The sequence below is a fragment of the Micromonospora sp. DT178 genome (assembly GCF_049841695.1).
Classification (GTDB): domain Bacteria; phylum Actinomycetota; class Actinomycetes; order Mycobacteriales; family Micromonosporaceae; genus Micromonospora.
In genome coordinates this window covers 550,846-572,549 of the sequence record NZ_JBNCKV010000001.1, presented here as the reverse complement: position 1 = coordinate 572,549, position 21,704 = coordinate 550,846, and the positions used below count along the sequence as shown (strand labels likewise).

Annotated in this window: 17 protein-coding genes, 1 tRNA gene and 1 other RNA gene; 4 read left to right on the top strand and 15 right to left on the bottom strand. The window is 72.3% G+C overall.

Annotation, left to right across the window (positions count from 1 at the left end; translation table 11 throughout):
- The first annotated feature begins 56 nt into the window (after positions 1-56).
- A complete protein-coding gene (gene mgrA, locus ACLQ22_RS02685; protein WP_366640668.1) occupies positions 57-1,046 on the top strand; it encodes an L-glyceraldehyde 3-phosphate reductase in 990 nt (329 codons plus the stop codon).
- 16 nt (positions 1,047-1,062) lie between these two features.
- Here the strand turns inward: mgrA and ACLQ22_RS02680 are convergent, their stop codons facing one another.
- Positions 1,063-1,590: a GNAT family N-acetyltransferase gene (locus tag ACLQ22_RS02680; protein ID WP_425691068.1), complete on the bottom strand. Its 528-nt coding sequence runs from the start codon at positions 1,588-1,590 to the stop codon at positions 1,063-1,065.
- 134 nt (positions 1,591-1,724) lie between these two features.
- Entirely contained in the window at positions 1,725-2,666 is a 942-nt protein-coding gene (locus tag ACLQ22_RS02675) for a phytanoyl-CoA dioxygenase family protein (protein WP_425690879.1), read from the bottom strand.
- Positions 2,667-3,203: 537 nt separating this feature from the next.
- On the opposite strand from ACLQ22_RS02675, the gene ACLQ22_RS02670 reads away from it, so the two are divergent.
- Positions 3,204-6,446, top strand: coding sequence for a S8 family serine peptidase (locus ACLQ22_RS02670; protein ID WP_425690878.1), 3,243 nt, complete (start codon positions 3,204-3,206; stop codon positions 6,444-6,446).
- A 49-nt stretch (positions 6,447-6,495) separates the two neighbouring features.
- On the opposite strand, the gene ACLQ22_RS02665 is transcribed toward ACLQ22_RS02670, so the two are convergent.
- The 3 genes from ACLQ22_RS02665 to ACLQ22_RS02655 all read right to left on the bottom strand — a co-directional run bounded on the left by ACLQ22_RS02665 (position 6,496) and on the right by ACLQ22_RS02655 (position 9,922).
- Positions 6,496-8,853, bottom strand: a complete 2,358-nt coding sequence (locus ACLQ22_RS02665) for an ATP-binding protein (RefSeq protein WP_425690877.1) — start codon at positions 8,851-8,853, stop codon at positions 6,496-6,498.
- A 320-nt stretch (positions 8,854-9,173) separates the two neighbouring features.
- Positions 9,174-9,246, bottom strand: a tRNA-Ala gene (locus ACLQ22_RS02660).
- An 88-nt stretch (positions 9,247-9,334) separates the two neighbouring features.
- Positions 9,335-9,922 carry a YqgE/AlgH family protein gene (locus tag ACLQ22_RS02655; RefSeq protein ID WP_425690876.1) on the bottom strand — a complete coding sequence of 196 codons (588 nt, stop codon included), beginning with the start codon at positions 9,920-9,922 and terminating at the stop codon, positions 9,335-9,337.
- Between the two features lie 150 nt (positions 9,923-10,072).
- Here ACLQ22_RS02655 and ACLQ22_RS02650 point away from each other — a divergent pair, with 150 nt between their 5' ends.
- Positions 10,073-10,876 (top strand): S-methyl-5'-thioadenosine phosphorylase, encoded by an 804-nt coding sequence (locus ACLQ22_RS02650; protein ID WP_425690875.1) that lies wholly within the window; start codon positions 10,073-10,075, stop codon positions 10,874-10,876.
- A 56-nt stretch (positions 10,877-10,932) separates the two neighbouring features.
- Positions 10,933-12,528: a benzoylformate decarboxylase gene (gene mdlC / locus ACLQ22_RS02645; RefSeq protein ID WP_425690874.1), complete on the top strand. Its 1,596-nt coding sequence runs from the start codon at positions 10,933-10,935 to the stop codon at positions 12,526-12,528.
- A 20-nt stretch (positions 12,529-12,548) separates the two neighbouring features.
- On the opposite strand, the gene ACLQ22_RS02640 is transcribed toward mdlC, so the two are convergent.
- From ACLQ22_RS02640 to pruA, 10 genes are all read right to left on the bottom strand, one after another.
- A complete protein-coding gene (locus ACLQ22_RS02640) occupies positions 12,549-13,511 on the bottom strand; it encodes a hypothetical protein (RefSeq protein ID WP_425690873.1) in 963 nt (320 codons plus the stop codon).
- Between the two features lie 39 nt (positions 13,512-13,550).
- Entirely contained in the window at positions 13,551-14,021 is a 471-nt protein-coding gene (locus ACLQ22_RS02635) for a hypothetical protein (protein ID WP_425690872.1), read from the bottom strand.
- A 190-nt stretch (positions 14,022-14,211) separates the two neighbouring features.
- Positions 14,212-14,587, bottom strand: a transfer-messenger RNA (tmRNA) gene (gene ssrA, locus ACLQ22_RS02630).
- A 104-nt stretch (positions 14,588-14,691) separates the two neighbouring features.
- A complete protein-coding gene (gene smpB, locus ACLQ22_RS02625) occupies positions 14,692-15,171 on the bottom strand; it encodes an SsrA-binding protein SmpB (protein WP_121399044.1) in 480 nt (159 codons plus the stop codon).
- Positions 15,172-15,305: 134 nt separating this feature from the next.
- Positions 15,306-16,181 carry a permease-like cell division protein FtsX gene (gene ftsX, locus ACLQ22_RS02620; protein WP_416607783.1) on the bottom strand — a complete coding sequence of 292 codons (876 nt, stop codon included), beginning with the start codon at positions 16,179-16,181 and terminating at the stop codon, positions 15,306-15,308.
- A gap of 65 nt (positions 16,182-16,246) precedes the next feature.
- Positions 16,247-16,927, bottom strand: coding sequence for a cell division ATP-binding protein FtsE (gene ftsE, locus ACLQ22_RS02615; RefSeq protein WP_091622236.1), 681 nt, complete (start codon positions 16,925-16,927; stop codon positions 16,247-16,249).
- A 118-nt stretch (positions 16,928-17,045) separates the two neighbouring features.
- Positions 17,046-18,167 carry a peptide chain release factor 2 gene (gene prfB, locus ACLQ22_RS02610; protein ID WP_311414173.1) on the bottom strand — a complete coding sequence of 374 codons (1,122 nt, stop codon included), beginning with the start codon at positions 18,165-18,167 and terminating at the stop codon, positions 17,046-17,048.
- A gap of 160 nt (positions 18,168-18,327) precedes the next feature.
- The gene (locus ACLQ22_RS02605) at positions 18,328-18,843 is read right to left on the bottom strand and encodes a PadR family transcriptional regulator (protein WP_121396454.1); all 516 of its coding nucleotides are present in this window, start codon (positions 18,841-18,843) and stop codon (positions 18,328-18,330) included.
- Between the two features lie 129 nt (positions 18,844-18,972).
- Positions 18,973-19,776, bottom strand: coding sequence for a tryptophan 2,3-dioxygenase (locus ACLQ22_RS02600; protein WP_416607779.1), 804 nt, complete (start codon positions 19,774-19,776; stop codon positions 18,973-18,975).
- Positions 19,777-19,876: 100 nt separating this feature from the next.
- A complete protein-coding gene (pruA, locus tag ACLQ22_RS02595; RefSeq protein ID WP_425690871.1) occupies positions 19,877-21,505 on the bottom strand; it encodes an L-glutamate gamma-semialdehyde dehydrogenase in 1,629 nt (542 codons plus the stop codon).
- Positions 21,506-21,704 lie beyond the last annotated feature (199 nt).

The window sequence follows — 21,704 nt, the reverse complement described above, 5'->3', positions numbered from 1 at the left end:
GTCGCAGGCCCGTTCGCCGCGCAAGCCCGCGACCGACGGGGATAGGCTCGGTCACCGTGACCTATCTCGCCGCGGATGAGCGCTACGACCAGATGACCTACCGGCGCAGCGGGCGCAGCGGACTGCGGCTGCCCGCCATCTCGCTCGGGCTGTGGCACAACTTCGGCCCGGACCGGCCGTACGAGCGGCAGCGGGACGTCGTCCGCCGCGCCTTCGACCTCGGCGTGACCCACTTCGACCTGGCCAACAACTACGGGCCGCCGCCGGGCGCCGCCGAGGAGAACTTCGGCCGGATGCTCGCCACCGACCTGAGGCCGTACCGGGACGAACTCGTCGTCTCCACCAAGGCCGGTCACCTGATGTGGCCCGGCCCGTACGGCGAGTGGGGCTCCCGCAAGTACCTGGTCTCCTCGCTGGACCAGTCGCTGCGCCGCCTCGGGCTGGACCACGTCGACATCTTCTACTCGCACCGCTTCGACCCGGACACCCCGCTGGAGGAGACGATGGGCGCCCTCGACGCCGTCGTCCGGGCCGGCAAGGCGCTCTACGTCGGCGTCTCCAACTACGACTCCGCGCAGACCGAGCGGGCCGCCGCGATCCTGCGCGACCTGGGTACGCCGCTGCTGATCAACCAGCCGTCGTACTCGATGCTCAACCGCTGGACGGAGGACGACGGCCTACTGGACACGCTGGAGCGCGTCGGCGCGGGCTGCATCGCGTACAGCCCGCTCGCCCAGGGCCTGCTCACCGACCGCTACCTGGGTGGCATTCCTGCGGACTCCCGGGTGCGCACCAGCGTCTTCCTCAGCGAGAGCGACCTCGGCGAGGAGAAGATGGCCACCATCCGGGCGCTCGGCGCGGTCGCCGAGCGGCGCGGCCAGTCGCTGGCCCAGCTCGCGCTCGCCTGGGCGCTGCGCGACCCGCGGATGACCAGCCTGATCATCGGGGCGAGCAGCGTGCCGCAGTTGGAGGCGAACGTCGCCGCCCTGGACAACCTCGACCTCAGCGCCGAGGAGCTGACCGAGATCGAGCGCCACCTCGGCTGACGCCACCGGGGCGGGGTCAGCCGGCCGGAGCCAGCAACTGGTAGAGGATGTGGTCCTGCCACTCGCCCGCGATCTTGAGGTACTGCGGCGCGATGCCGTACGGGACGAAGCCGTTGCGGGTCAGCACCCGCTGGGACGCGGTGTTGTGGATGAGTGTCTCGGCCTGGAGGCGGTGCAGTCCCAGCTCGCCGAAGGCCAGCTCCGCGACCTCCGCCACCGCGGCCGTCGCGACGCCCCGCCCGTTGTGCGACCGGCTCACCCAGTAGCCGATCGCCGCCGACTGGAACGCGCCCCGGGTGATGCCGTTGACGTTGAGCCGGCCGATCAGCCGGTCCTCGGCGTCCACGACGGCCAGCGGCACCATCGTGCCCCGGGCGTGCGCCTCCAGCGCCTGGGCGATCGCGTCGCGCTGGGCGTCGAGGGTGAAGAAGGCGTCGTCGCGTACGGGGTCCCAGGGGGCGAGGAAGGCACGGTTCTCCCGCAGCCGCTCCGTCAGCGTGGCCGCGTCGTCGGGCGAGATGAGGCGGGTGTGCCGCACGTTCATGATCTCCTCCCACGCGTCGGGCAGGTCACCGTACGGCAGCCGGGCGGGCGCCGGCACGAGGGGCCGCCGGACGTCAAGGGTTGCGCACCCCTACCCGACGCGGTTCCCTGGCTGCCGCGTCGCACCGTCTCCCGTCAGTAGATGTCGGCGTACGGCGACGCCCGGGAGAATGCCCTGAGCGCGTCGAGGTCGTAGCCCTCCTCGAAGTTCGTCAGCTCCGTCAGCAGGTCCTCCGGCTCGTACCGGTACCGGCCGGCCCACGTCTCGAACGACTCGACCTGCGCCGGGTCGGCGCCGCTGAAGCAGCGGTAGCCGCGCGGCGAGTTCCGGATCACCTCGTCGACCGCGGGGGCGAACCGGATGTCGATGTTCCACCGGATGCGGTCCGACACATTTTGCGTCGAGCGGTGCAGCGTGGTGTCCGTGAAGATCACCGCGTCGCCGGGCTCCATCCGGGCGGTGCTCACCGGGCCGTCCCCGACGGCCGCGTCCGACGTGCCGTACTCGCCGTTCGGCAGGCGGTCGCGGGGAATCCAGCCCCGGGTGTGCGAGCCGGTGACGAACTGGAGGCAGGCCGTGTCCTCGTCGACAGGCACCAGCGGGATCCACACCGACAGCAGCGGCCCGACCGAGGCGTCCCAACCCTTGTAGTAGTAGGCGTCCTGGTGCCAGGCGACCTGCTGGGTGCGCCCGTGGGGGTCGCGCGGCCGGGCGTTCCAGACGCCGTGCGCGTAGACCTCGTCACCGATCAGGCTGCGCACCGGGCCGAGCAGTTCGGGGGTGCGCCACAGGTCGTACACCGGGCGTCCCACCAGGATCCGCCGCCAGGCGGCCGGTACGCGGACCTGACTGGACTCGATCAGCCGCAGGTAGCGCTGGTCGTACGGCAGGTCGGCGAAGGTCTCGGTGATCACCCCCCGCTGCTGCCACTGCCGGGCGAGGTGGTCGACGACGCGGCTGAACGAGCCGTGCAGCGCGTCCAGCGTCCCGGCCGGGAGCACGCCCCGCAGGATCAGGTGCCCGTCGCGCCGGAACTGCTCCGACTGCTCGGCTGTCAACGCGTGGGGGTGGTCCACCATCGGCTCCTTCGCTGGCCGCACGGGATTGAGCCCCACCACCGGACGGGGAAGGGCCTCCAGTGCGGCGATCGTGGCAGAAGGCCCGGTGTGCGACAACGCCTCATTTGTGCGACAGGCCCCCTATTCCCGGGAGGCCGTCGCCGACCGGCGGCACGGGGCACCCGGCAAACCTGCGCGGATCGGGTGCGTTGTCACCCCAACTGGCGCAGGTCATCGGTCAACTCTGCCACCTGCTCCGCCGGTGGGTGGCCAGCCATCCGGCGGCGGCAGTCCGTTCGGCGCCGGCAGAACGACAGGCAGAAGCACCTGCGGAAGGCGCGCTCCCAGGGATGGTGAATGTCACAGGCGACTGTCGACCGCATCGAGTTGACCTGCGGATACGTCGAGGCTTCCGGCGACCGCCGCCACTGGCGAAACCATTGCGGCACGCTGCCGCCGCCGCTACGAAACGTGCGGGTGGCGTCATTCCGATTGCCCCCGCACCCGATCGAGCGACCGTGCCGATCAATACCCCGAAGTGGAGACGACCCACCCATGCGACAACGCCGTTTCCTGGCGTACGGCGCGCTCGGCGCCACGCTGGCGACTCTGCTGGTCGGAGTCACACCCGCCGCCGCCCAACCCGCGGCGGCACCACCGGCTCCGGCAGCCTCCTCGGCTGGTGAGCCAGAGCCCACGCGGAGCCTGACCCTGCTCACCGGCGACCAGGTCACCGTACGCGGCAAGCAGGTGAGCGTCACGCCGCGCAAGGGCGTCCACTTCGTGCGCCTCCAGCGGAACAAGGCCGACTACGTCATCCCGTCCGACGCCATCCCCCTGCTCAAGGCTGACCGGCTGGACGAGCGGCTGTTCAACGTCACCGCGCTGCTCGAATTCGGCTTCGACGAGCTGTCGTACCTGCCGTTGGTGGTCTCCGACGCCACCGCCGTGCGGGGCCTGGCCACCGGCCGCGAGCTGGAGGCGGTCGACGGCTTCGCCACCAAGGTGCCTCGCGCCGACCTGGCGAAGACCTGGCAGACCACCCGGACGTCGCTGACCAGCGGCAAGATCTGGGCCGACGGTGTCCGCGAGTCCAAGCTGGACACCAGCGTGCCGATGATCGGCGCCCCGGCCGCCTGGGGTGCTGGATACGACGGCACCGGCGTGAAGGTCGCGGTGCTCGACAGCGGCATCGACGACAGCCACCCCGACCTCACCGGCAAGGTGGTCGGGCGGCGCAACTTCGTCCCCGAGAGGGAGACCGGCGTCGACCTCAACGGGCACGGCACCCACGTGTCGTCGACGATCGCCGGCAGTGGCGCCGCCTCGGGTGGCAAGTACAAGGGCGTGGCTCCCGGCGCGACCCTGCTCGACGGCAAGGTGTGCTGGAATGTCGGGGGCCAGGGCAGCTGCTCCGACTCGGCGATCCTCGCCGGCATGCAGTGGGCGGCCGAGTCCGGCGCGACCATCGTCAACATGAGCCTGGGCGGCCAGGACGCCGCCGGTGTCGACCCGCTGGAGCAGGCGGTCAACGACCTGACCGCCGAGTACGGCACCCTCTTCGTCGTCGCCGCGGGCAACTACAACGGCTGGCAGATGCAGGTCGGGTCGCCGTCCACGGCGGACGCGGCGCTGTCGGTGGCGAACTTCGACAAGGCCGGCGAGCTGAACTGGTCGTCGCTGCGCGGTCCCCGGCTCGGTGACTTCGGCATCAAGCCGGACATCGGCGGGCCCGGCACCGAGATCACCGCCGCCCGGTCGCCGAGCGCGCTCGGCCACCTGCCCGTGGGGCCGTACTTCGCCGCCACCGGCACCTCGATGGCCACCCCGCACGTGGCCGGCGCCGCCGCGCTGCTGATCCAGGCCAACCCGGGCTGGAAGGCGGCGCAGCTCAAGGAGGCCCTGATGGCCTCGGCCCTGCCGAACCCGGCGTACGACGTCTTCGCCCAGGGCGCCGGTCTCGTCAACGTGGGCAGGGCGTTGGCCCAGCCGCTGACCGTCACCCCGCCGTCGCTCAGCCTCGGCATCCTCGAATGGCCGCACACCGAGGCGCCGACCGCGCGGACCATGACCTACCACAACCGCGGCGACCAGCCGCTGACGCTCGACCTGGCGCTGGCCGGCGACGCTCCGGCGGGCCTGTTGGCGCTGAGCGCCCGCACCCTGACCGTGCCCGCCGGCGGTGACGCGACCGTGCAGGTCACCGTGGACGAGCGGGCGAGCACCTCGTACGGCCTGTTCAAGGGGCACCTGGTGGCAACCGCCGGTGACCTCAAGCTCCAGACCCCGTTCAGCGTCTACCACGAGGAGCCGGCGGCCGGCCTGAAGATCAACGCCATCGGCCGGGACGGCGCCGCCGCCGACACGGTGCTGATCGAGCTGTTCAACCCCGATCCGAAGAACTACGCCAACTACACCTTCTACACGTCGAGCACGTCGCTGCGGGTGCCGCTGAACAGCTCCTGGCGGCTGTCCGCGTACATCGAGGAGGACGACGGCACGGTCTCCCTGCTGACCAACAACCGGATCATCGCCGACAGCAACCAGGAGGTGGTGCTCGACGCGCGCCGGGCGCGACCGCTCGACATCACCGTTCCGGACGACCGGGCGCAGGCGCGGGACGCCGGGGTCATGGTGCTGCGCAGCGGCGACCCGCTGCGGACCTACGCCGGTGTCAGCGGCGAGCTGGACAAGATCCACACCGCCGACGTCGGCCCGACCGACCTGCCCGGCGTGACCACCCAGGTGCACGCGGTCTTCGAGGGGCCGGCCCGCAGGGACCAGGCGCCGGACGTCTACCAGCTCGGTTGGCGGATCCGGGGATCCTTCATCAACGGCTTCGTCAAGCACGTCTCGCGGCGTGACCTGGCGACCGTCGAGGCACAGTACGCGCAGAACGCGACCGGTGTGGCGGTGGACCGCACCAACGGCAGCCCCGACCCCGAACTCCCGGGCGGCGGGATCGTGCTGACCAGCGTCCTGCCGGCGGTGCCGACGCCGGCACGCCGCACCGAGTACTACGGCGGCGACGGGCCCTGGCAGGCCGACGTCCAGGAGAAGACCGTCGACGGCGGCCTGTTGATCCTCAACCTGGCGCAGCAGGATGCGGTCACCTACCGGCCCGGCGGCCGCTACGTCGAACGCTGGGGCGGCGCGGCGCTCAACACCACCCTGATCCCGGTGTACGCCGACTCGCCGGCCGTCTCGCGGGACGGCAACACGGTACGGGCCACCTTCAGCGGTTACACCGACGGCGCCGGCCACGTGGGTCTGCCGTACGCGATGCACAACCACCAGCTCACCCTGCACCAGGGCGACACGCTGCTCAAAGAGTTCGACTACCTGTACGGATCGTGGGAGGTGGCCGCCGAGCCAACCTCATACCGGATGCGGTACGCGTTCGACCTGCCCGATCCGTACCGGCTGTCGCGGCGCCTGGAGACGGAGTGGACCTTCACCACCTCCGCCGACAAGGCCGGGGCGCTGCCGCTCACCTCGATCGGGTTCCAGCCGGCGCTGGCGCTGGACAACAGCGTCCGGGCCGGCAGCTCGCTGACCATCCCGCTGACGTTCGCCCAGCAGGCGACCGCGGGCCGGGTGACGTCGGCGAAGGTGTCGGTGTCGTTCGACGACGGCCGGACCTGGACGGCGGCCCGGACGGCCGAGAAGAACGGGGAGTACACGGCCACCGTGCGGCACCCCAAGACTCCGGGCTTCGCGTCGTTGCGCGCCACCGCCGTCGACAGCGACGGGAACACCGTCACCACCACCGTCTACCGGGCCTACCAGGTCAGGTAACCGGTGTGGGACCCGCGGGGCCGGGCATGATCTGCCCGGCCCCGCGGTCTCAGGAGACCCGACGATCGGCGGGCGGCCCGAGCTCGGCGAGCCGGCCGAGGGCCTGGTCCACCAGATCCGCCGGGCCGACGTGCCGGGCGATGCGGACCGCCCGCCGCAGCTCGCCGCGCGCCTCGTCCACCCGGCCGAGCCGGGCGAGCGCGCTGCCCAGCCCGTACCGGCAGCGGGCCTCGCTCTGCCGCACCCCGGACCGTTGCAGCAGCGGCAACGCCACCCGGAAGCTGGACGCGGCGGCCGCCCACCGGCGCAGCGCCAGCAGGCTCAGGCCGACGTTCAGGTGCAGGTGACCGGCGGTCAGGTCACCGATCTGCGGGGACGGCGCCCGGCTCGGGTCGGCCAGCAGGGCTTCCAGCCGCCGGTACTGCTCGATGGCCTCGCGGTGCCGGCCACCCTGGGCGAGGCTGCCGGCCAGCAGGGACAGCCCCTGCGCGTAACCGTCCCAGTCCGCGGCGGCCTCGAACAACGGCAGCGACCGTCCGGCCGCCGCCTGCGCCCCGGTGGCGTCGCCACGACGCCGGGCCGCGGACCCGAGGTAGGTCCACGCCCACGCCTGCTGGCGGGGGTCGCCCGCGGCGCCGGCCAGCCGCAACGCCTCCCGGGCCGGCACCTCCGCCAGGTCGGGACGCATGGCACACATCGTGTACGCCCACGAGACGTAGTTCAGGTGGACGGCCCGCCCGCGTGGGTCGCCGAGCGCCTCGGCGGAGGCCGCCGAGAGCTGGTACACCTCCAGCCAGTGTTCCCAGTGCGTCCACCGGTCGGAGAACCAGTGCATGGCGTCGGCGACCGCCATCACCTCGGCGTGCCGGCCCGCGGCGAAGGCCGTCCGCAGCGCGCCGAGCCAGTTCAGGCTCTCCTGCTCGATCCAGCGGCTGGCCGCCGCGGCCGAGGCCGGCCCGCCGCCGGCCCCGCCGGCGTACTCCGGCTCGAACCACCGCCCGGCGGCGACCGCGGCGTCGAGCAACCAGGTCACCATCCGGTTCTCGGCCTGTCGCCGCGCCTGGGAGGTCTCCTCGGCGGACAGGCGTGCCCGGGCGAACAACCTCATCAGGTCGTGGAACCGGTAGCGGCCGTCGCTGGCCGGCTGGAGCAGCCCCAGCTCGGCCAGCTCCTCCAGGGCCGCCTCGGTCTCCCGGCCGCCCAGGCCGGCCGCCTGCGCGGCCAGCTTCAGGCCGACGTCCGGGCCGGGGATCAGGGACAGCCGCCGGAACGTGCGGGCGGCGGCAGGGGACAGTTGCCGGTAGGAGAGCATGAACGGCGCCGCGATCTGGAGGTCGCCGGCGACCAGGAGGTCGAGCCGGTCGTCCTGGTCGGCCAGCCGGCGCAGCAGGAACTCGATGCTCCAGTCCGGGCGGCTGAGCAGGCGGTTGCCGGCGATCCGCAGCGCCAGCGGCAGGTCTCCGCAGGCCTGCGCGAGGCCGAGCAGCATGGCGTCCGGCTCGGCGGCGGCGCGGTCCGGCCCGATGATCTGTTGCAGCAGCGTGACCGCCTCACCCCTGGCGAGCGCCGGCAGGGGAAGCCGGTCGACCGCCTCCAGGCCGACCAGCCCGCGCCTGCTGGTGACGATCGTCATCGTGCTCCCGGCGCCCGGCAACAGCGGGCGGACCTGCGCCTCGTCGGCGGCGTTGTCGAGCAGCAGCAGGCTGCGCCGCTCGGCCAGCAGGGCCCGGTACTGGGCGCTGCGGGCGTGCGCGTCGCCCGGCACCTGGGTCTCCGCCACGCCCAGCGCGGTCAGCAGGCGTAGCAGCAGATCCTCCGGGCGGGGCGGGTCGGCGTCCAGGCCGCGTAGGTCGACGAAGAGCACACCGTCCGGGAACGACTCGGCGTACCGGGTCGCGGCCTGCAAGATGAGCGCCGTCTTGCCCAGGCCGGGGGGCCCGGACACGACCGCGACCACGGGAGCACCCTGCCGGTCGGGTGGTTCGGCGCTGCGGGCGACGAGGTCGCCCAACCAGCGCAGTTCGCCGTGCCGACCGGTGAAGTCGGCGACGGTCCGCGGCGGCGCCAACGCCGGCGCGGACCGCGCGACGCGACGGCCGGCGCGGGCGGTCTCCCGTAGCGCGGTGGCCGCGCTGGCCGACAGACCCAGCGCCCGAATGAGCGCCTCGACGGTACGCCGCTGCGGCACCCGGCTCCGCCCACGTTCCATGTCGCTGATCGCCCGCACGCTGACCTGCGACGCTGCCGACAACTCCTCGATCGTCAGGCCGGCGTCGCTGCGATGCCGGCGCAGTCGCAGACCGAAGCGGTTCGGCTCGGTCGGGTCGAGGCGGTCTGCTGGGGCCGAGCGATGCGATGCCGCCTGCCCACCGACCCTCCGCGGTGACCAGCCACCGGGGGAAGCCATCAGGTCGGCGGCAGGGTCGCCTCGTGGCCACGGGTCACCTGGTCCGTGGGGGACGAGTCGATCACCTGCGGCATGTGCCCGATCATGCCAGCAGCCCGTGCCGGGTGTAACCCCCGATGAGCAGGCGTTCGCCGCCATCGGGTGGCGTGTGCCAGGGGCGTCACGCCGGGCCCGCCGGCAACCACGCCGGCGGCGGGCGCCAGGCCGCTGGGCCGCGCACGAAGCAGGCGGGCGAAGCGGTGGGACGGACGAGCCGGAAACACATCAGCGGCCTGGTCGAATCGCTCTCGACCAGGCCGCTGACCTGCAAAAAACAAGGGTGGAGCCGAGGGGACTCGAACCCCTGACCCCCACACTGCCAGTGTGGTGCGCTACCAGCTGCGCCACGGCCCCTTGCCTCGTCCCGGTCACCCGGGCACGAGAGAACTATACACAGCGCCCGCCGCATGGTCATCTCGCGGGGGGCCCACCCGTGCGCGGCTCAGTTGAGCGCCACGTCCGGCGGGAAGTGCGCGACCGCCGCCATCATGCCGCCCTGACGGCGCAGCACCATCGGCCACAGGTCGTCCGGCCGGTCGACGAAGGCGTCGCCGGGCAGCGCGTCCAGCACGAACCAGGAGCCGTCCTCGATCTCCTGCTCCAACTGCCCCGTGCCCCAGCCGGAGTAGCCGGCGAAGACCCGGATGCCGGTGATGCCCTCCCGCAGCGGCCCCGGGTCGACGGAGAGGTCGAGCGTGCCGACCGCCCCGGAGACCTGGTGGAATCCCCTGAGCCGCTGCACCGGGTGGCGCATCCGGGCCAGGCAGATCGCCGAGTCGGGCTGCACGGGGCCGCCCTCGAAGAGCACCGCCGGGTCGCGGGCCAGGTTGCTCCAGTCGCCGAGCACGTCGGCGACCGGCACCTCGGTGGCCCGGTTGAGCACCACGCCGAGGGCGCCGCCGGGCTCGTGCGCCACCAGCAGCACCACCGTACGGTCGAAGTTCGGGTCCTTCAGCGCCGGCGTCGCGACCAGCAGCCGCCCGGTCATCGACCCCGTCCGCCCGCCGATCGCCTGCCCCTCTCCCTGCATGCCGGACACCCGTCAGACCGACCGGACCAGGACGCCCGGGGGCACCGGTGTCATCCGCGCTGTGAACGCCATGTCTGGCACCATAGCCTGCCCCCGGGGCGGTGGCTAAGGTCTGACGTGCGGTAGATCGACGGACACGAGGGAGGACCTGTGGACCCCACGGCGGAACTCGCGGTGATCGGCGGTTCGGGGCTCTACGCGTTGCTCGACGGCGCGACCGAGCACGTGCTGGAGACGCCGTACGGGCCGCCGTCCGACGCCGTCACCATCGCCGAGGTGGGCGGCCGGCGGGTGGCGTTCCTGCCCCGCCACGGCCGGGACCACCGCCACCCGCCGCACCTGATCCCCTACCGGGCCAACCTCTGGGCGCTGCGCTCCCTCGGGGTACGCCAGGTGCTCGCCCCCTGTGCCGTGGGCGGCCTGCGGCCGGAGCTCGGCCCGGGCACGTTCGTGGTGCCGGACCAGCTGATCGACCGCACCAGCGGGCGGGCGCAGACCTACTACGACCGGGGCGCGGTGCACGTCTCCTTCGCCGACCCGTACTGCCCCGCCGGCCGGCGCACGCTGCTCGCCGCCGCGGCCCGCCGGGACGTGCCCGCGGTGGACGGCGGGACGGTGGTGGTGGTCGAGGGCCCGCGCTTCTCCACCCGCGCCGAGTCGCGGTGGTACGCCTCGATCGGCGGCACGGTGGTCAACATGACGGGCCACCCGGAGGCGGTGCTGGCCCGCGAGCTGGCCCTCTGCTACTCCTCGATCGCCCTGGTCACCGACCTCGACGCGGGCGTGGAGGGCGGCGAGGCGGTGACGCACGAGGAGGTGTTCCGCGTCTTCGGGGAGAACACCGAGCGGCTGCGGGGCCTGCTGCTGGCGGCCGTCGCCGCGCTGCCAACCGAGCGCGACTGCGCCTGCGGACGCGCGCTGGACGGCATCACCCTGCCCTTCGCGCTCCCCTGAGGCGAGGAGCGCGAAAGGCCCCGGATCGCCCGGGTCGCCCCGATAGCCTGGGGGCGATGGCAACGGTCCGCGACACCACGTACGACCTGCTCCGCGCCCTCGGCCTGACCACCGTCTTCGGCAACCCGGGCTCCACCGAGGAGCCGTTCCTGCGGGACTTCCCGGACGACTTCCACTACGTGCTCGCCCTGCACGAGGCGTCGGCCGTCGGCATGGCGGACGGCTACGCGCAGGCCACCGGCGGGCCGGCGCACGTCAACCTGCACACCGCCCCCGGCACGGGCAACGGCATGGGCAACCTGGTCACCGCGTGGCACAACCGCACGCCGCTGATCGTCACCGCCGGCCAGCAGACCCGGGAGATGCTGCTGATCGAGCCCCGGCTGACCAGCCGGCGGGCCACCGAGCTGCCCCAGCCGTACGTGAAGTGGAGCCACGAGCCGGTCCGCGCGCAGGACGTCCCGGCGGCACTGATGCGGGCGTACGCGACGGCGGTGCAGCCGCCCGCCGGGCCGGTCTTCCTCTCGCTGCCCCTCGACGACTGGGCGCAGCCGGCCGACCCGCCGCCGCCGGTGCGGACGGTGGCCACCCGGTTCGCGCCCGACCCGCGCCGGCTGCGCGAGTTCGCCGCCGTGCTGGCCGCCAGCCGCGCGCCCGCGCTGGTGCTCGGCGCGGCCGTGGACCGGGCCGACGGCTGGCCCGCCGCCGTGGCGCTGGCGGAGCGGCTCGCCGCGCCGGTCTGGTCGGCGCCCGCGCCGGAGCGGGCCGCCTTCCCCGAGGACCACCCGCACTTCCGGGGGGTACTCCCGTTCGCGATGGGGCCGCTCTCGGAGGCGCTGGACGGGCACGACACCGTGCTGGTGGTCGGGGCGCCGGTGTTCCGCTACTACCCGCACGTGCCGGGCGACCACCTGCCCGCCGGGGCCCGCCTGCTGCACGTCACCGACGACCCGGACGAGGCGGCCCGCGCGCCGGTGGGCGACAGCCTGCTCGCCGACGCCGCGCTGGCCCTGGCGGCCCTGGTCGACCTGCTCCCGGCGGCGGACCGGCCGGCGCCGCCGGCGCGTCCCGACCCGCCCCCGCCGGCGGACGGGCTGCCGCTGGCCCCGGACGCCCTCTTCGCGGCCCTGGCCCGGCACTGGCCGGCCGACGGGATCCTGGTCCAGGAGTCGCCGTCCAACCTGCCGGCGCTGCGCCGCCGGCTGCGCAGCACCCGCCCCGGGTCGTACTTCACGATGGCCAGCGGCGGCCTCGGGTACGGGCTGCCGGCGGCGGTCGGCATCGCGCTCGCGCAGCGCGACACCGGGCGGGGACGGCCGGTGGTCGCGGTCATCGGGGACGGTTCGTTCCACTACTCGGTGCAGGCGCTCTGGACCGCCGCGCGGCTGCGCCTGCCGCTGGTCGTGGTGGTGCCGGTCAACCAGCAGTACGCCATCCTGAAGGCCTTCGCCGACTTCAAGGACACCCCGGGGGTGCCCGGGCTGGACCTGCCCGGGCTGGACATCACCGCGATCGCCCGGGGCTACGGCTGCGCGGCCACCGTCGTGGAGACCCCGGAGCAGCTCGGCGACGCCCTGGCCGCCGGGCTGCGCGCGGACGGCCCGACGGTGCTGCCGGTGCCGGTCAGCACCGAGGTGCCCCGGCTCCTGTGAGCCGGGGCGGCCCGCTCGCGTCAGCTCGCCGCGAGCCGCAGCGGCGTGCCGGTGAGCACGTCGAGGATCGGCCGGTCGCCCAGCGGCGCCTTCAGCGTGGCGGTGACCGGTTCCAACTTCAGCATCGCGTTGCACACGCCGGTGGCGGTGATCACGCTGCCGCCCACCACGACGACGTCGTCGCGCTCCTGCACCAGCGGGGTGATCCCGGTGTCACAGCTGCCCACGCCGAGCCGCCAGGTCAGCTCGGTGCCGTCCACGGACTGGACGTTCTGCGCGCCGACCAGGCCCGCCGGGGCCGGGCTGGCCGGCGGGGCGGGCTCGGGCAGGGCGGTGACGGCCTCCGGTGCCACGGCGAGCCGGGCCACCGGCGCGGTGAGTTCCTCGACGGTGAACAGCCACGCGGGCACCTGCGCCTCGCCCCGGCTGGTGCGCACGGGCGCGGTGCCCAGCTTCACGGCCGTGACCGTCAGCGGGACGCAGGCGCTCTGCGGGGCGCTGCTCACCGGACCGTCGGGCCCCGGCTCGATGGTGGGGCCGCCACCGGGGAGCTTCGGTCCGGGGTCCTTGGGGCGGCCGCCGCACGGCGGTGGGTCGCCCTGGTCGAGCTGCCCGTACGCGGTGGCGGCGCTGACCAGCGGGACGGTCAGCGTGCCGTCCGGGAACCGGATGGTGCCGTCGGCGGGCTTCGCGACGGGCAGGTCGACCTGGTCGCGGTACCAGCCGCCGAGGAAGGCGATCTTGGTCTCCCCGGTGAAGCCCGGGTCGCCGATGAGCACCGTCGGGTCCTGCATCGGCACGTAACCGGACTTCCACGCGGGAAGCGGTCGCCACGCGTCGGCCACCTCGGTGGCCCGCTGGACGAAGGCGTCCCGACGCGGGTCGGAGTCGACCGGGTCGACGGCCGGGTCGGAGCCGGCCGGCGCGCACCCGGCGACGATCATCAACAGCGGAAGGCCCAGCAGGGCGGCGGTACGGCGCATGTGGGTTGGACGCCGGTACGCCCACGCCGGTTCCCCAGGTCAGGTCTCTCCGCCCAGATCCGTCTCGTACGCCTCCCAGAGCAGGTCCGCGCCGCGCTGCCGGTGCCGGGCGAGGGCCCGTAGCAGGTGGGCGGCCCGGTCGAGGATCTCGTCGAGCGAGGCGTCCGGCACCTCCGCCGCCTGCTGGAGGGCGCTCAGCGCGGCGGCGATGGCGACGTGCTCCCGGGCCAGCAGCCGCACCCCGCGTTCCAGGCGGGGCGCCTGGCCGAGCAGCTCGGCGTAGAGACCGGCGGGCCCCTCGGTGACCCGGACGTGCTCCGTGAAGCCCCGGCGCACGGGGCCGAGCCCCACGAGGAAGCGTTCCCGCCAGCGTGGACCGGCCGGCGCGACGGCCAGCGCCCGGGCGAGCGGGTGCAGGTCCCCGGGCGGGGTGGCGGGGAGCCGGCGCGCGGCGGGCGGCCGGAGCCCTCCGGGCGGGGTGGGCGGCTGCTGGATCGGACCGGTGACCATGGGCACCTCCCGCGTCGCGTCTGACCGCGTACAGCGATGGTGGACCCGCGCGTCCGCCCTGTCCAGAGGCGGAGCGGACCTCATCGGCCCCATCCGTCGCGCCCGTCCCGTGCGACCCGGCCGCCCCAGGCGCGACCGCCCCGGAGACGCCGATGCGCCCCGGTCCGGTGGACCGGGGCGCATCGTCTGGTTGTGGAGGTGCCGGGAATCGAACCCGGGTCCTTCGCCGGTTTGTCAGGGCTTCTCCGAGCGCAGCTCGCTATGCCTCTACTCGGCCCCACCGCTCACGCGAGCAAGTTGGTGTGACGGGCCCAGTCGCTGATTGATCTCGCCGCACGGACCCCGCGACCGGGTCCGATTGGCCAGCCTTCTAGCTGATGCCGGCTAACTGGGTCGAAGGCGCTCCCAGGCCGACAGACTCACTACTCGCCTCAGGCGGCGAGAGCGAAGTCAGCGCGATTGTTCTTGGCGCTTATTGGTTTCCGACGACCGATTCTCGAGACGACGTCGGCTTCCTCGGCTCGCTTCCCCTGTCGCTGCGTACGAAGTCGAAACCAGTCACCCCCTCGACGGGCCGCCCTTGTGGCGGCACTGACAAGCGTAACGCCTGCCGCAACGGGTTTCATCCCGAGCCCCCGGCGGGCGCGCCGAATCGGACAGGACGGACACCTCAGTCATCCATGCCCTTGCCGCGCCGGCCGGCGACGCGGGCGATCTCCCGGTCCGCGTCCCGCTTGGCGAGGTCCTGCCGCTTGTCGTACGACTTCTTGCCCTTCGCCAGGGCAATCTCCACCTTGGCCCAGCCGTCGGAGAAGTAGACCTGCAACGGGACCATGGTCAGGCCGCCCTCGCGGGTCTTGCCGATCAGCCGGTCGATCTCCAGCCGCTTGAGCAGCAGCTTGCGGGTCCGCCGGGGCTCGTGGTTGGTCCACGTGCCCTGCGTGTACTCGGGAATGTGCATCGCGTGCAGGTAGAGCTCGCCGTTGCGCTCCTGCGCGAACGCGTCGACCAGCGACGCGCGCCCGGCCCGCAGCGACTTGACCTCCGTGCCGGTCAACGCCATGCCCGCCTCGTAGGTGTCGAGGATCGCGTAGTCGTGCCGGGCCTTCTTGTTGGAGGCGACGACCTTGCGTCCCTTTTCCCGTGGCATCGGCGCCACCCCCTCTCCGGTGATCCGCGCCGGACGTGACCGGCCGCGGGGCGGGAATCATGCTACCCGAACGACAAGGACCCTCCCGCGCCGTTTATTCCTGGCGCGGAAGGGTCCCGTCGAGCCGTACGGCGTCAGACCCGCAGGTAGAAGCGGAGCGTGACCCAGGCGGTCACCGCGCTGACCAGACCACCGACGCCGGCCATCAGCGGGAACATGAACAGGATGTCGCCCCAGCTCACCGGCGAGAGCAGGCCCTGCAGCGCCTGGAGCGACCCGTCGAAGAGCAGGTACTTGGCCGCGATGAGGGCCACCAGGCCGAGCAGCGAGCCGATCAGGCCGGCGACCACGGCCTCCAGCACGAACGGCGCCTGGATGAACCAGTTCGACGCGCCGACCAGTTTCATGACCGCGACCTCACGCCGCTTGCTGTACGCCGCCACCTGGATCGTGTTGGCGACCAGGAGCAGCGCGGCGATGGCCATCACGATCGCGGCGGCCAGGGCGATGTTCTGGATCGAGGTGAGGATGTCGAAGATCTTGTCCAGCAGCCGGCTCTGGTCGACGATCTCGTCGACGCCCTCGGCGTCCTTGTACTGGTCGTAGATGTTCTTGTACTGCTCCGGGTTGTTCAGCTTCAGCCGGAACGACTCGGGCAGGCTGTCCGCCTTGACGGCGCTGAGCAGGTCGGGAGCGTCCTGGAACATCTCCTGGAAGCGCTTGTACGCCTCGTCCTTGTTGACGTAGAGGACCTCCTTGACCAGCGGGTCGCCCTTGAGCTTGGCGTCCAACGCGTCACGCTGCTCGGGGCTCACCTCCTGGTCGAGGAAGATCGAGACCTCGATGTTCTTGTAGTAGAGGTCCTTCATGTCGTCGACCTGGCGGTACATGAGACCGCTGGCGCCGAGCATGGTCAGCGAGACCGCCATCGTGATGATCATCGCGATGGTCATGGTCACGTTGCGCCACAGTCCGACCAGTACCTCGGACAGGACGTATTTCACGCGCATCGGGATTTCCTCCGGGTCTCCGGCATGAGGTGTTCGTCGTCAGGCTGCGCAGGGGTGGCGTCGGCTCAGCCGTAGACGCCGCGGGCCTGGTCGCGCACGATGCGGCCACTCTCGATCTCGATGACCCGGCGGCGCATCTGGTTCACGATGTTGGAGTCGTGCGTGACCATCACGACGGTCGTGCCGGTGCGGTTGATCCGGTCCAGCAGGCGCATGATCTCGATCGAGGTGTCCGGGTCCAGGTTTCCGGTCGGCTCGTCCGCGAGCAGGATCAGCGGACGGTTCACGAACGCCCGGGCGACGGCGACCCGCTGCTGCTCACCACCGGAGAGCTCGTGCGGGTAGCGGTGCTCCTTGCCACCGAGCCCGACCAGCTCCAGAACCTCCGGCACGACCCGGCGGGCGACCGCCTTGGTCTTGCCGATCACCTCGAGGGCGAACGCCACGTTCTCGTACGCGGTGCGGTTCGGCAGCAGCCGGAAGTCCTGGAACACGCAGCCGATGGAACGCCGGAAGTGGGGACGCTTCCACGAACGCATCGACGTGACGTCCTTGCTGTTGACGACGACCCGGCCCTTGTTGGGCGCGACCTCGTGCAGCAGCAGCTTGATGATCGTGGACTTGCCGGAGCCGGATGGACCGATGAAGAAGACGAACTCGCCCTTCTCGATCGAGACGGACACGTTGTCGAGCGAAGGCCGGGACGCCTTCGGGTACGTCTTCGTCACTTGCTCAAGCTGAATCACGGGTGGTGAGTCTACGCGGTGTAACCGGGGAGCCAAGCCCCACGCCCCGCCGTTGCGAGTCGCGTCATGCAATTCGGGCGTACCGGAGAGATCGACGACGCGCTCCGCCCATGGTTGATCACGCAGCGTCTCCGGCGAGCTGCTGCTGCTTGCGCCACCGGATGCCCGCCTCGAGGAACTTGTCCAGATCGCCGTCGAAGACCGCGGTCGGGTTGCCCGTCTCCTGCTCGGTCCGGAGATCCTTCACCATCTGGTACGGGTGCAGGACGTACGAGCGCATCTGGTCGCCCCACGAGCCGGCGGCGTCGGTCTTGAGGCCCTGGAGCTTGGCCTGCTCCTCCTGGCGCTTGCGCTCCAGCAGCCGGGCCTGGAGCACCCGCAGCGCGGACGCCTTGTTCTGCAACTGGGACTTCTCGTTCTGGCAGGTGACCACGATGCCGGTCGGGATGTGCGTGAGCCGCACGGCGGAGTCGGTGGTGTTGACGCTCTGCCCGCCCGGACCGGAGGAGCGGTAGACGTCGACCCGCATCTCGTTCTCGGGGATCTCGATGCTGTCGGTCTGCTCGACCACCGGCAGCACCTCGACGCCGGCGAAGCTGGTCTGCCGGCGACCCTGGTTGTCGAAGGGGCTGATCCGCACCAGCCGGTGGGTGCCCGACTCGACGCTGAGCGTGCCGTACGCGTAGGGCACCTTGACCGTGAAGGTGGCCGACTTCAGGCCCGCCTCCTCGGCGTAGGAGGTCTCGTAGACCTCCGTCGGGTAGCCGTGCCGCTCCGCCCAGCGCAGGTACATCCGCAGCAGCATCTCGGCGAAGTCCGCCGCGTCCACGCCGCCGGCGCCGGCCCGGATGGCGACCAGCGCCTCCCGGGAGTCGTACTCGCCGGAGAGCAGGGTGCGGACCTCCATCTCCTCGATGGCCTTGCCCAGCGAGGCGATCTCCGCCTCGACCTCGGTGAGCACCCCCGGGTCGGACTCCGCCTCGGCCAGCTCCAGCAGCACCTTGGCGTCGTCGAGCCCGGAGCGGAGACTGCCGAGCTTGCTGATCTCGCCGTTGACGTACGACAACTGGGAGGTCACCTGCTGGGCCTTCGCCTGGTCGTCCCACAGGTCGGGCGCGGAGGCCTCCTGCTCCAGGCGGTCCTTGTCCGCGCGCAGCCGGTCGATGTCGAGCACCGCCTCGATGTTGCGCAGGGTGGCGTCGAGGCCCTTGAGCTGTTCGGCGTAATCGGCAGCGGTCACGACAGACAAGGGTACTGCTCGTGCGAGGAGTGAGCTTGCGAGCCCCGCAGTCACGAGCCAAAAAGGTCCAGCTCGTGCGAGGAGCGGGCCTGCCAGCCCCGCAGTCACGAGCCAAAAAGGTCCAGCTCGTGCGAGAAACGGGTCTGCGGAGCGGCGGCGGTCAGCCGACCGGGGCGCTCTTCAGCCAGGACAGGGCGGCCTTGTGGTAGGCGACGGCGAACTCCAGCGCGCTGGCGTCGTACGCGTCGCCCTCCTTCTTGGCGTTCTTGACCTGCTCCCGGACCTTGGCCAGGGCCTCGGTGTGGTAGTCGTTGGCCGCGGCCTGGAGGTTCTTGAGCTGGCTGGCCGAGTGCAGCTCGCCGAAGGCGATCCGCAGGGCGATCGGGTTACGGATGGTGTCCCGCCCCGGCTCCTCGGCCAGCCAGCGGGAAAATGTCCGTTTTCCCGCCGCCGTGATCGCGTACGGCTGGCTGGAGCGCGGGCCGGGCTTGCCCATCCGGACCAGGCCCCGCTCGGCCAGCACCGGCAGCTCCCGGTAGACCTGACTACGCGTCATCGACCAGTACGGCGCCAGTCGGCGCTCGGCGGCGGCCATCAACTGGCCACCTGTCATGGGGCCCTCGTGGAGCAGCCCGAGCAGGGCCGCCGCCGTGGGGTTGACTCCGGAATCCGCCATGCCCCTCACGCTGCCACTTTGCCGACGCGGCGTCCAGGATTTGGCATTTTCGCCACCCGGTCGGGTTCCTATGTGCACTGTCGGCGCGAGACAGTCCGCCGGGGAGGCGCACGGCGGGCCGCCGGACGATCACAGTCGGCTACGCAGCTCCCACAGTTCCGGGTAGAAGCGGGTCTCCACGCGGGAGCGCAGGTACGCCCCACCGGCCGAGCCCCCGGTGCCGGGCTTCGTGCCGATCTGCCGCTCGGCCATCAGCACGTGCCGGGCCCGCCACAGCGAGAACGCCTGGTCGTGGGCGACCAGCGCCTCCGCGAGGTCCCACAGCGGCCCGAACCGCTCGCGGTCCCCGGCGATCGTGGCGTACGCGGCGAAGCGCGACTCCTCCTCGGCGACGTCGAAGCCGGCCCGGCCGAGCACGGCCAGGAAGCCGTCCCAGAGGCTCGGTTCGGCCAGCCGCCGCTCCAACCGCTCCCGCTCCACGTCGGGCAGCCCCCGGAAGCGGCGCAGGTAGTCCGGGTCCTTGAGGCCGGAGAGGAACTCGATCTCCCGGAACTGGGCGGACTGGAAGCCCGAGGCCGGGGCGAGCTTGGTGCGGAAGGCCAGGAAGTCCTGCGGGGTCATCGTGTCGATCACGTCGACCTGACCGATCAGGACCCGTTCCACCACGTGGCAGCGCTCCAGCCGCACCCGGGGCAGGTAGGTCTCGCCGGCCAGCAGCCGGTCCCGGGCGTCGGTCAGCTCCGCGAGCAGCAGCTTGAACCACAGCTCGTAGACCTGGTGGATGGTGATGAAGAGCAGCTCGTCGTGGGAGGCCGGGTCGGACTCCGGCACCTGGGCGGCCAGCAGGTCGGCCAGCCGCAGATAGTCCGTGTAGGTGAGCAGGCCACCCTGCTCGCCGAAGTGGGGATCCTGCGCGGGGGTGGGGTGGGTCACAGCGGCCACCGTACCGCCGCCCGGCGGCCCCCGCCTCTCGCGGTGCGGGCACGCAAAGGGCCCTCTCCCCCTACCTCGGGAGAGGGCCCCTGCGCACGCCTCAGCCCATGTGGGGGTACGTGTGGTCGGTCGGCGCGACGAAGGTCTCCTTGATCGTCCGGGGCGACATCCACCGGACGAGGTTGTGCCAGGAGCCGGCCTTGTCGTTGGTGCCGCTGGCCCGGGCGCCGCCGAAGGGCTGCTGCCCGACCACCGCGCCGGTCGGCTTGTCGTTGATGTAGAAGTTGCCGGCGGCGTACCGCATCTTCTCGGCGACCGCGTCGACCACCCGGCGGTCCGTCGCGAAGATCGACCCGGTCAGGGCGTACGGCGCGATCGACTCGGCCTGGCCGACCACCTCGTCGAAGCGGCCGTCGTCGAAGACGTGCACGCCGAGGATCGGACCGAAGTACTCGGTGGTGAACGTCTCGTGCGCCGCGTCGGTGCACTCGAAGAGCGTCGGCCGGACGAACCAGCCGACGGAGTCGTCGGCGGTGCCGCCGGCGAGGACCCGGCAGGCGTCGTCGCCGGAGATCAGCTCCAGCGCGGCCGTGTGCCGTTCGAACGCCTTGGCGTCGATCACGGCCCCGCCGAAGTTGCCGAAGTCGGTGACGTCGCCGTAGGTGAGGGACTCCGCGGTGGCGGCCAGCCGGTCGCGCAGCCCGCCCTCCCACAGCGACCGAGGGACGTACGCCCGGGACGCCGCCGAGCACTTCTGGCCCTGGTACTCGAAGGCGCCGCGGATCAGGGCGGTGTGCAGGGCGTCGACGTCGGCGCTGGTGTGCGCGACGACGAAGTCCTTGCCACCGGTCTCGCCGACCAGCCGGGGGTAGCCCCGGTAGCGGGAGATGTTCTCGCCGACGGTCCGCCACAGGTGCTGGAAGACCTTGGTGGAGCCGGTGAAGTGGATGCCGGCCAGGTCCGGGTCGGCGAGCACGACGTCGGAGACCTCCTCGCCGCGCCCGGTGACCATGTTGATCACGCCGGGGGGCAGGCCCGCCGCCTCGAACAGCCGCATGGTGAAGTGCGCGGCGAACTGCTGGGTCGGGCCCGGCTTCCAGACCACGGTGTTACCCAGCAGGGCCGGCGCCGAGGGCAGGTTGCCCGCGATGGCCGTGAAGTTGAACGGGGTGACCGCGTAGACGAAGCCCTCCAGCGGGCGGTGGTCGAAGCGGTTCCACACCCCCGGCGACGACATCGGCTGCGCCTCGAGCAGCTCCCGCGCGAAGTGCACGTTGAACCGGAGGAAGTCGATGAACTCGCAGGCCGCGTCGATCTCGGCCTGGATCACGGTCTTCGACTGGCCGAGCATGGTGGCCGCGTTCAGCGTGTCCCGCCACGGGCCGGCGAGCAGCTCGGCGGCGCGCAGGAAGATCGCGGCCCGCTCCTCGAACGGCAGGGCCCGCCACATCGGGGCGGCGTCCTTCGCGGCCTTCACGGCGGCGCGCGCGTCGTCGTGGGTGGCGTGCGCGGTGACGCCGAGCACGTGCGCGTGCTTGTGCGGCTGCACGACGTCGATCGACTCGCCGCCGGCCATCCGCTGCTCGCCGGCGATGGTCATCGGCAGGTCGATCCGCTCGGCGGCCAGCTCGGTCAGCCTCCGCTGGAGCCGTTCCCGGTCGGTGCTGCCCGGCTCGTAGTTGCGCACCGGCTCGTTGCGCGGCTCAGGTACGGAGAACACGGCGTCCATCAAGGCTCCTGGCGATCTCGACAGCGGTGGCGAAACCGGACCCGCGGGCACCGGCCGGGTGACCGGCGCCGACGCCGCGCCGGGTTGACCGGTCACGGCAGCGGGACCTTCCCCGATTCTTCCACGCCCCAGCCCTTCGGCCTTCCCACCCTGCGCGGGGCGGGCCACGGGTGGTGGGGTGGTGGACGCGTACGCTGGG